Genomic DNA, 13,793 nt, shown 5'->3' on the forward strand with positions numbered 1-13,793 from the left:
TAACGATAATCACTATCATTATCAAATCATGGATGTTGCTATGTCGTTTTCCTCATCTTCGGTGCGCGCCGTTGCCGTGCCCGTTTTATTGCTGCTATTGAGCCTCGCGATTGCACTCAGCCTGCTGGCTGGCGCCAGGCCGCTGCCTGCGTCCGTTATTGTCGATGCGTTCTCCGGCACCTGTCAGAGCGCCGACTGCACTATCGTGCTCGACGCCCGCCTGCCCCGCACCCTTGCCGGACTGCTGGCCGGCGGCGCGCTCGGCCTTGCCGGTGCGTTGATGCAAACCCTCACCCGTAACCCGCTGGCGGACCCCGGCATTCTCGGCGTTAACTCTGGCGCCAGCTTTGCCATCGTGCTGGGCGCGGCGCTGTTCGGGTTCACCTCTCCGTCTGAGCAGCTGGTAATGGCCTTCTGCGGCGCGCTGGCCGCCTCGCTGGTGGTCGCGTTTACCGGCAGCCAGGGCGGCGGACAGCTGAGCCCGGTACGCCTGACGCTGGCGGGCGTGGCGCTTGCCGCGGTGCTGGAAGGCTTGTCCAACGGCATCGCCCTGCTCAACCCGGACGTTTACGACCAGCTGCGCTTCTGGCAGGCCGGTTCGCTGGATATCCGCACTCTTGAAACGCTGAAAGTGGTGGCGATCCCGGTGATGATTGCCGCCGCCGTAGCGCTGTCGTTAAGCCGGGCGCTGAACAGCCTGAGCCTCGGCAGCGACACCGCCACCGCGCTCGGCAACCGCGTCGCGCGCACGCAGCTGATTGGCCTGCTTGCCATCACCTTCCTGTGCGGCAGCGCGACCGCCGTGGTCGGGCCAATCGCCTTTATCGGCCTGATGATGCCGCACATGGCGCGCTGGCTGGTGGGGGCGGATCACCGCTGGTCTCTGCCGGTGACTCTGCTGGCGACGCCTGCCCTGCTGCTGTTTGCCGACGTGCTGGGCCGCCTGCTGGTGCCGGGTGAACTGCGCGTCTCGGTGGTCAGCGCCTTTATCGGCGCACCGGTGCTGATTTTCCTGGTGCGCCGTAAACGCGGAGGTGGCGCATGATGGCCCCGTCCCGTCGTTTAGTCACCAGCGTCTCCCTGCTGGTCGTCGCCAGTCTGCTGCTGGCGGTCTGGAGCCTGCAAAGCGGTGCCGTAACGCTTGATTTCGCGCAGGTCTTTCACGCTCTCACCGGCAACGCGCCGCGTAACATCACCATGGTGGTCACCGAGTGGCGACTGCCGCGCGTGGCGATGGCAATCCTGGTCGGCGCGGCGCTCGGCGTCAGCGGTGCGATATTCCAGTCGCTGATGCGCAACCCGCTCGGCAGCCCTGACGTGATGGGCCTCAATACCGGGGCCTGGAGCGGCGTGCTGGTGGCAATGGTGCTGTTCGGCCAGCACCTGACGGCCATTACCTTCACGGCGATGGCGGGCGGCATTCTGACGTCGCTGGTTATCTGGCTGCTGGCCTGGCGCAACGGTATCGACACCTTCCGGCTGATCATTATCGGTATCGGCATCCGCGCGATGCTGATGGCCTTTAACACCTGGCTGCTGCTGCAGGCCTCGCTGGAAACGGCGCTTTCCGCCGGGCTGTGGTACGCAGGTTCTCTCAACGGCCTGACGTGGGGCAAAACCTGGCCCGCCGCGCCGCTGATTGTGCTGATGTTTATCGGCGCGCTGCTGCTGGTGCGACGCATGCGGCTGCTGGAGATGGGCGACGACAGCGCCTGCGCGCTGGGCGTGAGCGTCGAACGCTCGCGCCTGATGCTGATGCTGGTGGCGGTATTGCTGACCGCCGCCTCCACCGCCATCGCCGGGCCGATCTCGTTTATCGCCCTTGTCGCGCCGCATATCGCACGACGTCTAAGCGGGACGGCGCGCTGGGGATTAACTCAGGCGGCGCTGTGCGGCGCGCTGTTACTGCTGGCCGCCGATCTCTGCGCCCAGCGGCTGTTTATGCCTTACCAGCTTCCGGTGGGCGTGGTGACCGTCAGCCTCGGCGGGATTTACCTTATCGTCTTGCTCGTTCAGGAGTCACGCAAGAAATGACAGATTCAATCACCCGCTTGCGCGGCGAACATCTCACCCTCGGCTACGGCAAAAAAATCGTTGCCCGTGACTTATCCGTTGCCATTCCGGACGGCCACTTCACGGCGATTATCGGCCCGAACGGCTGCGGCAAATCGACCCTGCTGCGCACGCTGAGCCGCCTGATGACGCCGGTGGAGGGCAGTGTCTTACTGGACGGGGAGCAGATCCAGCGCTTCGCCAGCAAAGAGGTGGCCAGGCGCATCGGGCTGCTGGCGCAAAACGCCACCACGCCGGGGGACATCACGGTGCAGGAGCTGGTCTCGCGCGGGCGCTACCCGCACCAGCCGCTGTTTACCCGCTGGCGCAAGGAAGATGACGAGGCGGTGAACCGCGCGATGCAGGCGACGGGCATCACCGATCTCGCCCAGCAGAGCGTGGACACCCTCTCCGGCGGCCAGCGTCAGCGGGCGTGGATTGCGATGGTGCTGGCGCAGGAAACGTCGATCATGCTGCTGGACGAGCCGACAACCTGGCTGGACATCAGCCACCAGATTGATCTGCTGGAGCTGCTGAGCGAGCTGAACCGCACGCAGGGCTATACTCTGGCGGCGGTGCTGCACGATTTAAACCAGGCGTGCCGTTACGCCACGCACCTGATTGCCTTGCGCGACGGGGAGATTGTGGCGCAGGGTGCGCCGAAGGAGATTGTCACGCCGGAGCTGATCGCGCGGATCTACGGTATGCGCTGCATGATTATTGACGATCCGGTGGCGGGAACGCCGCTGGTGGTGCCGTTAGGTCGGCGGTAATTGCCGGGTGGCGGCACGCCTTACCCGGCCTACACTCGGCTCCCGTAGGCCGGGTCAGGCGTAGCCGCCACCCGGCGCTTTTGACGTTACCCCAAAATCTCCCTCAACACTGGCCCAATTTTCTCAAACGCCTGCGGTGAAATGATATCCACGTGGGCGCAGTCCTGGCTGTACACCTCCAGTTCTCCCACCCACGGTGCCCAGGCGGCCTGCGGATCCATCATGCGCGTGCGTTCGGCAACAAACAGCGTCGCCTTACCGTCAAAGCGTGAACTGTGCGCCGTGGTGAGCAGCCGCACCGCATCGGCGTAGTTGCCTTCGATAGCGTTAAACAGCTCGCTGGAGCCCTGTCCCTGCTGGGCGGCGATAAACGCCTGACGCTCGCGCTCGATCTCCGCCAGCACCGCCGGGTCGAGGCCGTTGGCCTCTCTCTCCGCCCAGTTCTGGGTTTCCGGCGGCCAGGTATCCAGCAGGCCGAGGAACGCCACCGCTTCACCCTGCTCGCGCAGGCGGGCCGCAATGCCCTGCGCCAGCGTGCCGCCGAGGGAATAGCCGAACAGGTAATACGGCCCCTGCGGCTGCTGCTTACGCAACGTATTCAGGTGATGATCGATCGCCCCATCGAGATCCGCGCACTGCTGCATCGGACCGTCCGGACGCGGCGACTGAATGCCGACGATTGACCAGCGCGGGCTGAGGTAGCGCGCCAGGACGCTAAACTGCCAGGCAAAGCCGGACGCAGGATGGAAGCAGAACAGCGTCGGGCCGTTGCCTTCGCGCAGCGGCAGAAGGGTTTCATACCCCAGACGCTGCGCCTGCTCGTCGCTCAGTTGAGAGTCCAGCAGCGCGCTAAGCTTGCTCACCGTCGAGGCGACCATAATTTGCCCCGGCGTGACCTTGCGGTTGAACGCGCGGCTGAGCTGAGCCGCCAGACGCATCGCCAGCAGCGAGTGGCCGCCGAGGGCAAAGAAATCCGCCTCAATGTCGCTGATCTCACAGCCCAGCAGCGCGGCAAACGCCTGCGCCACGGCGATTTCAGTTTCGCTTTCCGGCGCGCGACCGGAGGTTTTACCGGTCAGCTCCGGCAGCGGCAGCGCCTTGCGGTCGAGCTTGCCGTTGGCGCTCAGCGGCAGCGCGCTGATTTGCAGCAGCACCACCGGCACCATATGCGGCGGCAGCTGGGCTTTGAGCGATTCCAGCAGCGCGTCGCGGTCCAGCGGTAAGCCGGATTCAGAAACCACGTACCCCACCAGCTGGCGCGCATCGCCGCCCGTCGCCGCCGCCTGGTTGAAGACGCAGGCGTGCGCCACGGCCTGGGCCACGTCCGGCAGCGACAGCATCGCCCGGTCGATTTCACCCAGCTCGATGCGCTGGCCGCGGATTTTCAGCTGGTCATCGCTGCGGCCCAGATACTCCACCGCGCCGTTGTCCAGCCAGCGGGCAACGTCCCCGGTGCGGTACATGCGCTCGCCCGGCGCGAACGGGTCGGCAATAAAGCGGCTGGCGGTGAGATCGGGGCGTCCCAGATATCCCTGCGCCAGCTGGATGCCGATGAGGTAGAGATCCCCCGCCACGCCGAACGGTACCGGGCGCATCATCGCATCCAGAATGCGCAGCCCCGTATTCCACACCGGGAAACCGATCGGCACGCTGTTGCCCTCCACCGCCGCCAGTTCGGGGCCGTACGCCGGATACCAGCTGACGTCCACCGCCGCTTCGGTTGGACCATAGAGGTTATGCAGCGGCACATGGGTCAACGCTTCCCACTCACGGCACAGCGCCGTCGGCAGCGCTTCGCCGCTGCAGAACACCTGCTTAAGCGTTTTGCAGCAGTCGACGTTTTCCGGCGTCAGCGAGGCAACAAACGCCGCCAGCATCGACGGCACGAAGTGGGTAGTGGTCACGCCGTAGTGCGCGAAGAAGCTCTGCATCGCCTGCGGATCGCGGTGCGCGTCCGGCTCCGCCATCACCAGCTTCGCCCCGGCGATAAACGGCCACCAGAACTCCCACACCGACACGTCAAAGCTGCACGGCGTTTTCTGCGCCACCACGTCAAACGCCGTCAGCGGATAATGGTCCTGCATCCACTTCAGGCGGTTAACGATGGCAGTATGGCCGACCATGACCCCTTTTGGACGCCCGGTCGAACCGGAGGTAAAGATGATGTACGCCGTCTGCTCCGGCTTCGCCAGACGCAGCGGTTCAGCATCGGTGGTCGGTAATAGTGTGTTGTAACTAAACGTCTCGACGGACAGATCGCTAAAGCGCGGAAGCTGTTCGTCGGTGGTAATGAGCAGGGACGGCTTCGCGTCCTCGAGCATCATCCGCAGGCGATCGTCCGGATAGCCGGTGTCGAGCGGCAGCCACGCGGCGCCCGCCTCCACAATGCCGTGCAAGGCTAACGTCAGGAATACCGAGCGCGGCAGGGCCACCGCCACGCTGTCGCCCGGCTTCACGCCGCGCGCGCGCAGCAGGTTTGCCAGCGCGACGACCTGCTCGCGCATCTGACGATAGCTGAGTTCAACGTGCGCATCCGCCAGCGCCGGGGCATCCGGCGTTTTGCTCGCCTGTTCCGCCACCAGATCCGCGAGCGTGGTGGACGGCAGCGCCAGCCCGGTATCGTTGATGCGCGCGAGCTTTGCGTATTCCTGCTCTGAAACGGTTTCCACCTCGCCGCAGCGCAGGTCCGGGTTGGCCGCAAACTGCACCAGCATCGCGTTCAGGCGCGCCACGTGACGCGTCAGCGTCGCCTCATCGTAACGCTGCTTATTGGCGAGGATCTCCATGCTCAGCCCGCCCTGCTCGTCCGGGAACAGCGCCAGCTCCAGATCGTTCACCGGGCCGGTCGCCAGCGTGTGGGTGATGGCCTCCACGCCGTCGATATCCAGCTGGTAGTCGAACACTTTAACGTTCAGCACCGGGCCAAACAGCGCTTCATCATCCGCCGCTTTCCCGCTGTCGCGCACGATCTGCTCGGCGTCGTAGCGCTGGTGGCGGCGCATTTTTTTCAGCTGGTTCGCCAGGCGCAGCGCCAGCGAGGGCAGGCTCTCCTGGGGATCGATATTGACCGCCAGCGGCAGGACGTTAAGCACCGGCCCGGTCGCGGTGAGCGCCGCGGATCCCATCCGGCGCATAAAGATAAACCCGGCGGCGTAGTCCAGCCGTCCGGTGAGGCGCCCCAGCCACAGCGCCACCAGCGCAAGCGCCAGGTCGGTGCGCTGTACCTGACCTGCCGCCTGTGCAAGCTGGCTGAAAGCGCGGCCGTCGGCGGTAATTTTCAGACGCAGAATGTCGGTCGTGGCGGCACGGCCCGGCAGCGGCGCGGAGGAGAGCGAGACCGGAGAAGGCAGCTCTTTGCGCTGCCCGGCCCAGAAGGCGCCGTCGCGGCGGTACGCCTCGCTGTCGTGATAGCGCTGATACTCGTCCACCACCTCTGCGAATGGCGTAAACGGGGATTCCGGCGTGGGTTCGCCCTTTTTCCACGCGGCATAAATCGCGGCGATCTGGCGGGTTATGGCCGGGAAGCTGAAGCCATCCACCACCAGATGGTGATAGCGCTGATACCAGTACCAATGGTTTTCACCGACCTGAATCAGCTGATGGAAAGCGAGCGGCTGACCGCTGTCGACGCGCAGGTTCTGGTTAAGATCGGATTCCATCAGCGCCACGGCGGCGGCGTGGGAATCAACGCGAACAATGGACGGTTCCGGCAGAATGAAGGTGTCATCCACCCACTGCCACGCCTCACCGTTATCCTCGGCGAAACGCATCCGCAGGGTATCGGCCTGCATCATGCCTTCCGCAATGGCTTTTGCCAGCAGCGGCGCGTCAATGTCGCCTTTCAGCTCGGTGTAGTGCGCCACGCTCCAGGCGTTTGGCAGCGTGGACAGCTGTTCCGCCATCCAGATACCCGGCTGGGCGGCGACGAGAGGAAGACGGTTCATGCGTTCTCCCCCGCGAAATAAGACGGCTCAAGCGTCTGCCAGCGTTCCGCCAGCCACTGCTGGCACGCCTCCTGAGACTGTGCTTCGCACACCACGCCCCACCCTGCCGGCAGTTCGCACTGCTGAGGCCACAGGCTGTACTGCCCCTGGTCGTTTTGCAAAATGGCGAACTGTCCCTGCGGATTATCGAAAGGATTGCTGAATTCCATACAGACTCCGTTAGTGAATAAGCGGCTGCCAGAGGGTGATAAGCCCCTGCGTCAGCCCACCGCGCCAGCAAAGCGCATCGTGTCCGCCGTCAACCTGACGCCAGATAACCGGTTGGTGTGTGTGCAGTTCGGCATAAATCGCCTGATTCGCGCGGAAGATGAGCGGCTCGTTGCGCCCGGCCTCAAGAAGGATGCGTAACCCGCGAGGGGATATTTCGCCGGTTTTAAGTTGTTCGATTAACAGCCCGTCCTGCTGGCCGCCGCGGTGCGGCCACCAGTAGGAGCCGGACTGGCTAAGCACGCAGCCAAAACGCTGCGGCCAGTTGAGGCCAGCATAAAGCGACGCGAGACCGCCAAAGCTCTGGCCAGCCACCACCGTACGGTCGGCGCGGTCGCTGAACAGCGCATGTTTTTGGACAAGGGGGAGAAGTTCTTCCTGCACCGCCAGCCAGAAATCGGGATTGCACGGCAGCTCGCGGTTGCGATGCGCCATATCGATAACATCGATTAAGACATAGACCGCAGGCGGTAGTTTGCCTTCACGGGTGAGCGACGCCAGCGCAGGCCAGACCGGCATGCTTTCGGCCCAGAACTGCCCGTCGAGCAGCACCGCCAGCGGGCGTTCCGGGCTATGATCCCCGGTGGTGAAAATCCAGATGCGGCGGCGATTTTTCAGGCGCGCGCTTTCCCACTCAATGCAGACTGGCGGCTGATACGGCGTATCGGGATGATTCCAGCCCGGCTGAACCGGTGCTTGCGGCATCTCCAGCGCCGAGACGGCGTGCCCACGCCCGCCGCGCCAGCTCTGCGGGTTCAGCGGGTCTGAAACCGCGTGCGGCAGCAGCTTGCGCCAGCCTTCACGCAGCGCCATGCGTTCCGGCTGCTCGCCTTCAAACACAACGCTGGCAAAATCGTTTTCATTCACGGAAGGGATAAAACAGTAGCTTCCGCGCCACTCGGGGCTGAACTCGCCCTGCCACTGCCAGACGTCGGTATCGGGAATGCGTTCGAGGGACTGCGGGCGGGCATTTTGGTGGTGATCGGTCACGCCGGTGACGTAGAGCCAGACGCGTTTGATCGGTGACGTTCTTTGCGTTCCTGCCGGGTCACGCCACCAGAACGTGACGCGATAGTTTCCCTTTTCCGGCGTCCATTCAGGCCCGTTTTTCGACTGCCACCACGCTTCACTTCCCGTTGTTAACGCCGTCACCCTTATAACCTCATGTTTAACAGTCTTTTTTGTTTCAGAGCAAATTTTATTGATAATATTATTGATAACTATTTGCATTTGCAATAGCGTAGTGCCCGCGCTGTGGGAAGCGCTCATAAAACAACCACAAAAGCAGGACGTACAATGAATAAGAAGATTCACTCTCTGGCCTTGCTGGTCAATTTAGGGATTTACGGCGTCGCGCTGCCTGCTCTGGCAGACGACAACACCGCCTCTGCGCAGCACGAAGATACGATGGTGATCACCGCTGCCGAGCAGAATCTGCAGGCGCCGGGGGTATCGACCATCACCGCCGATCAGATCCGCAAAAACCCGCCCGCGCGCGACGTGGCGGAAATCATCCGCACCATGCCGGGCGTTAACCTGACCGGTAACTCCACCAGCGGCCAGCGCGGGAATAACCGTCAGATTGATATCCGCGGCATGGGGCCAGAAAACACCCTGATCCTGATCGACGGCAAGCCGGTGACCAGCCGTAACTCCATCCGTCTGGGCTGGCGCGGCGAGCGTGACACCCGCGGCGATACCGGCTGGGTGCCGCCGGAGATGATCGAGCGCATCGAAGTGATCCGCGGTCCGGCCGCCGCGCGCTACGGCAACGGCGCGGCAGGCGGCGTGGTGAACATCATCACCAAAAAATTCGACGACCAGTGGCACGGCACCTGGAACACCTACCTGAATGCGCCAGAACACAAGGATGAAGGTTCCACCAAACGCACCAACTTCAGCCTGAGCGGCCCGCTGGGCGGCGACTTCAGCTTCCGCATGTTCGGTAACCTGGACAAAACCCAGGCCGACGCGTGGGACATCAACCAGGGCCATCAGTCTGACCGAACCGGTGCCTACGCCGACACGCTGCCCGCGGGCCGTGAAGGGGTGGAAAATAAAGACATCAACGGCGTGGTGCGCTGGGACTTTGCGCCGATGCAGTCTCTGGAATTTGAGGTGGGCTACAGCCGTCAGAATAACCTCTACGCCGGTGATACCCAGAACACCAACAACGACAACAGCTCCAGCGGCCTGGTGAAAAAGAACTACGGCAAAGAGACCAACCGTATCTATCGCCAGAACTTCGCGGTGACCTGGAACGGCGGCTGGGATAACGGCATTACCACCAGCAACTGGGCGCAGTACGAGCACACCCGCAACTCCCGTCTGGGTGAAGGGCTGGCGGGCGGTACGGAAGGCTTGTTCAACAGCAATAAATTTACCGACACCGATCTGGCCGACGTGATGCTGCACAGCGAAATCAACCTGCCGATTGATTTCCTCGTTAACCAGAACCTGACGCTGGGTACCGAGTGGAACCAGCAGCGCATGAAAGATTCCACCTCCTTCACGCAAACCCTGCAGGGCGGCACCATTCCGGGCATGAGTAACGATCGCAGCCCGTACACCTCAGCGGAAATCTTCTCCCTGTTCGCTGAGAACAACATGGAGCTGACCGACAGCACCATGCTGACCCCTGCCCTGCGCTTCGACCACCACACCATCGTCGGCAACAACTGGAGCCCGTCCCTGAACCTGTCGCAGGGTCTGGGGGATGACTTCACGCTGAAGATGGGCATCGCCCGCGCCTATAAGGCGCCGAGCCTGTATCAGACCAACCCGAACTACCTGCTCTACAGCAAAGGCCAGGGCTGCTACGCCAGCTCCGACGGCGTGGGCTGCTACATGATGGGCAACGACGACCTTAAGGCCGAAACCAGCATCAACAAAGAGATTGGTCTGGAGTGGAAGCGCGACGGCTGGCTGGCGGGCGTGACCTGGTTCCGCAACGACTACCGCAACAAGATCGAAGCGGGCTACGCGCCGATCGGCCACACCTCATCTGGTAAAGTGCAGACGGATATCTACCAGTGGGAAAACGTGCCAAAAGCGGTGGTTGAAGGGCTGGAAGGCTCCCTGAACGTGCCGGTCAGCGACACCATTAACTGGACCAACAACATCACCTACATGCTGCAGAGCAAGAACAAGGAGACCGGCGACCGTCTGTCGATCATTCCGGAGTACACGCTGAACTCCACTCTGAGCTGGCAGGTTCATCAGGACGTGTCGCTCCAGTCGACCTTTACCTGGTACGGCAAGCAGCAGCCGAAGAAGTACAACTACAAAGGTCAGCCTGTGACCGGGTCTGAAAAAGACGAGGTCAGCCCGTACAGCATCGTTGGCCTGAGCGCGACCTGGGACATGACCAAAAACGTCAGCCTGACCGGCGGCGTGGATAACGTCTTCGACAAGCGCCAGTGGCGTGCGGGTAATGCCCAGACGACCGGGAACGCCACCACCGGCGCGTATATGTACGGCGCGGGGGCTTATACCTATAATGAGCCAGGCCGCACGTGGTATATGAGCGTGAATACGCGATTCTGATAAAGGCAACAACGCCTCCCTCTCCCTGTGGGAGAGGGCTGGGTGAGGGCATCAGGCCGCACTATTTATTGATAGAGGGGAAACCATGCACACCACCCACCGCACGTTCATGCTCGCCGGCCATACCGTACACCACGTCACCTTCGACCCAACCACCTTCACCGACGCCGATCTCCTCTGGCTCCCCCACCACGCTGAGCTTGCAAACGCCGGGCGCAAACGCAAAGCCGAGCATCTGGCAGGCCGCATCGCCGCCGCGCATGCCTTACCTGACCACACCGTGCCCGGCATCGGCCCCAGCGGTGAACCGCTCTGGCCGGAAGGCGTTTCAGGGAGCATCACCCACAGCGGCACGCAGGCGATGGCGGTTGCCGTCCGTTATCCAGACGCGCTTGTGGGTATTGATTGCGAAGCCATTCTTCCTGACCGAGAAGCCCGAGAAATCCAGGACGGCATCATTAATGCACAGGAAGCGATGTGCCTGACGCGCTCGGGCTACCCCTTTGCGCTGGCGTTGACGCTTGCATTCAGCGCCAAGGAAAGTTTGTTTAAAGCCCTGTTCCCTACGGCAAGGCGCTACATGGGATTCGATTTTTCGCGGGTCACGGCATTGAATCAGAAAACTATCGCATTGACGCTCAGCCATCCGGCGGGCCGTTATCAGCAGGGAAAATGCTATAGCCTCGCCTGGCAACATGTTAATGGGGAGGTATATACCTTGATTGTCGATCAGGAATAATGCTGCCCTGTTTATTGCTCCAGCAATTAAAGACTAAAAATAACGAAACTCTCGCTTCCTACCATTTATAATAGCCACCAAAATCTTCCTGAAGCATTTAAAAGTATTCGGGCGAGTTTTTTCATAACAGAATTCAGTCATAAAACCTCGAACCAGATCAAAAACACGAGAATAAAAAATCAATAAATACAAAATAAATTATTTCAATTTTATAATTTCAGGAACATTATGCCTTCGCTGTTTTATATTATCTCGATGTGACTAAGGAAACATAACGTACTCAACTAACGCCACTAACAGAACAACATGAGCCCAGACAGAAATGAAACATTGCCTGATACCGAGAATAAAACCTATCAGCAAGCAGATAATTATTACTATCCTCGCATTTTTCGGCTGTCTCTTTTTTGCTCATGCTAACGAAAATCCCTATGAGGATGGCATGGATCCTTATCATTGGATGGAAACACACCCCCAACAGACTGCTCGCTGGTTAAATCAACGCTCAAACCAGACGGTTAAGACACTCCACGCCCTTCCATGGAGAAACGCGCTGGCGAAAAGGTTAAGCGAGCTGGAGAATACGGCCCCCACTATTTCTGATATTTATGATGCGGGACAAAATCGTTTTTATCTACGCTCAACGGTTGAACACCCCTACCTGCGGCTGTTTGTAAGACAGAAGGGAAAACCGGAACGGGTGCTCATTGATCCGCATGTTGGCTATGGGATTAATTTTTTTAGCCCTTCACATGATGGTCGCTACGTGGCTTTTGGGCTCTCAAGAAACGGGACTGAAAGCACGAGAATTACCGTTATCCGGGTTGTGGATAATGTCGTATTAGATTCGCATATCCCCGACGTTCGCTATCCCAGCGTTGTCTGGGCCGCGGATAACCAGTCCTTTTATTATAGCCTCAATGCCATCACTCAGGATTCAGGACGACAAACCTGCGGCAAGGTCTACCTCCATCGTATAGGGCACGACAGAGACGTTATGACGTTTGACTGGCGCACGCTCCCTGAACTCGCACAAAAAGCCTGTGAAAACGTTAATCTGTACACCACTCCTGATTCTGAATATCTGATTGTTAACGTTTCAAAATCTATCAGTGGTTATGGAGGCTACCTTTTTGCCGCCAAAAAAGACCCGGATGACAACGGCACACTCATCTGGAACAAAATTGTTGATACCGATAAAAATGTTTCTGCCTTTGTTTATTCCGGGGAGTGGATTTATCTGGCGAGCTATAACGCCTCCTCAGGCTACGATATTTCACGTATCAATCTGGCCGCTCCTGCCTCCACCAAAGAACCCGTGATGAGCTGGTCGAACGGAGAATTAACACAATTAAGCCTGAGTAGGGATTCACTTTATGTGGCTTATCATGACGCCGGAAGCAGTAAATTCATACGTATTCCGTTTGCTGATATCCGTAACCACCAGGCAATTCCGGTCCCTGCAGATGAAGACGTGAGTGCGATATTTGCCAGCAGCGATAGTCAGGACATTCTCTTCACCCGTCAGGGCTGGCTTCATCCCCCCGTCATTTATCATTATCAACCTGCGGATAACATTATCCAGAAAACAGAGTTAATACCGCCGTTAAGCCAGCCCCTTACAGACTATGTGACGGAAGAAAAATGGGTCACTACAGCTGAGAATGTTCGCGTCCCACTGACTCTCATATACCGTAAAGGCATTGCGCGCGATGGTTCGGTCCCTACCTGGTTGACGGCTTATGGCGCGTACGGCGTGAGTACGTTTCCTTCATTCGATCTGACCCGTCTGCTCTGGCTGGAACAAGGCGGTATTCTCGCTATCGCGCATGTACGCGGAGGCGGTGAAATGGGCCCTGAATGGCACGAGGCAGGAAGAGCGGATAAGAAAGAAAATTCCATTACCGATTTTATTCGTTGCGCGGAATATCTTATCGACAGTCGCTACACCTCACCGTCAAAACTGGCAATCGGGGGTGAAAGCGCGGGGGGAATTATCGTGGGTATGGCGATGACCCGTCGCCCGGAACTGTTTTCCGCAGTGGCCATAGACGCCGGGATACTGAATACCAGCCGACTGGATAACATTCCGATAGGCGTGATGAACTATGACGAACTGGGTTCACCGCTGACGCCGTCTGGCAGGCTAAACTTATTGAAAATAGATGCCTACCAACATCTGGTACCTGAAAAACGTTATCCTCCCGTTCTGTTAACCGTGGGCCTGCATGACCAGCGCGTTTCCCCGTGGCAAACAGCAAAATTCGCCGCCCGGTTAGAGGAGGCAGGCTCGCCGCGAAGCGTGCTGGTTCTGGCTTACCGTCAGGGAGGACACAGTGCGGCAACCTATGCCGAGGCCGATTCAAAATTAGTCGACACGGTAAGTTTCTTTATCTGGAAAACCGGTCTTCACGTTCAGGACAGGTGAAAGCGGCACCCGTTACGGGTGCCCTGTCATTCATACACGAAATG

General features: G+C 59.9%; 9 protein-coding genes. 6 read left to right on the plus strand and 3 right to left on the minus strand.

Annotation, left to right across the window (positions count from 1 at the left end):
• Positions 1–40: 40 nt before the first annotated feature.
• The 3 genes from fepD to fepC are packed head-to-tail and all read left to right on the plus strand — an operon-like array spanning position 41 to position 2,825.
• Positions 41–1,045 carry a Fe(3+)-siderophore ABC transporter permease gene (fepD, locus tag ACOTXI_RS03965; protein ID WP_058653593.1) on the plus strand — a complete coding sequence of 335 codons (1,005 nt, stop codon included), beginning with the start codon at positions 41–43 and terminating at the stop codon, positions 1,043–1,045.
• Complete coding sequence (fepG, locus tag ACOTXI_RS03970; protein WP_072205807.1) at positions 1,045–2,034, plus strand: iron-enterobactin ABC transporter permease; 990 nt, start codon at positions 1,045–1,047, stop codon at positions 2,032–2,034. The genes fepD and fepG overlap by 1 nt, the downstream gene beginning before the upstream one ends.
• Positions 2,031–2,825 (plus strand): iron-enterobactin ABC transporter ATP-binding protein, encoded by a 795-nt coding sequence (gene fepC / locus ACOTXI_RS03975; protein ID WP_058653597.1) that lies wholly within the window; start codon positions 2,031–2,033, stop codon positions 2,823–2,825. Before fepG ends, fepC begins: the two co-directional genes overlap by 4 nt.
• A gap of 86 nt (positions 2,826–2,911) precedes the next feature.
• On the opposite strand, the gene entF is transcribed toward fepC, so the two are convergent.
• The 3 genes from entF to fes are packed head-to-tail and all read right to left on the minus strand — an operon-like array spanning position 2,912 to position 8,188.
• Complete coding sequence (entF, locus tag ACOTXI_RS03980) at positions 2,912–6,769, minus strand: enterobactin non-ribosomal peptide synthetase EntF (protein ID WP_058653598.1); 3,858 nt, start codon at positions 6,767–6,769, stop codon at positions 2,912–2,914.
• Positions 6,766–6,978, minus strand: coding sequence for an MbtH family protein (locus tag ACOTXI_RS03985; protein ID WP_021242619.1), 213 nt, complete (start codon positions 6,976–6,978; stop codon positions 6,766–6,768). Before ACOTXI_RS03985 ends, entF begins: the two co-directional genes overlap by 4 nt.
• A 10-nt stretch (positions 6,979–6,988) precedes the next feature.
• Complete coding sequence (gene fes / locus ACOTXI_RS03990) at positions 6,989–8,188, minus strand: enterochelin esterase (RefSeq protein ID WP_058653599.1); 1,200 nt, start codon at positions 8,186–8,188, stop codon at positions 6,989–6,991.
• 144 nt (positions 8,189–8,332) lie between these two features.
• Here fes and ACOTXI_RS03995 point away from each other — a divergent pair, with 144 nt between their 5' ends.
• The 3 genes from ACOTXI_RS03995 (at position 8,333) to ACOTXI_RS04005 (ending at position 13,749) form a co-directional block, all read left to right on the plus strand.
• Complete coding sequence (locus ACOTXI_RS03995) at positions 8,333–10,582, plus strand: TonB-dependent siderophore receptor (protein WP_421633867.1); 2,250 nt, start codon at positions 8,333–8,335, stop codon at positions 10,580–10,582.
• 85 nt (positions 10,583–10,667) lie between these two features.
• Complete coding sequence (gene entD, locus ACOTXI_RS04000) at positions 10,668–11,321, plus strand: enterobactin synthase subunit EntD (RefSeq protein ID WP_058653603.1); 654 nt, start codon at positions 10,668–10,670, stop codon at positions 11,319–11,321.
• 322 nt (positions 11,322–11,643) lie between these two features.
• Positions 11,644–13,749: a prolyl oligopeptidase family serine peptidase gene (locus ACOTXI_RS04005; RefSeq protein ID WP_084831963.1), complete on the plus strand. Its 2,106-nt coding sequence runs from the start codon at positions 11,644–11,646 to the stop codon at positions 13,747–13,749.
• Positions 13,750–13,793: the final 44 nt, after the last annotated feature.

The sequence above is a fragment of the Enterobacter cloacae complex sp. BZL2005 genome, assembly GCF_049238885.1.
Lineage (GTDB): Bacteria > Pseudomonadota > Gammaproteobacteria > Enterobacterales > Enterobacteriaceae > Enterobacter > Enterobacter roggenkampii.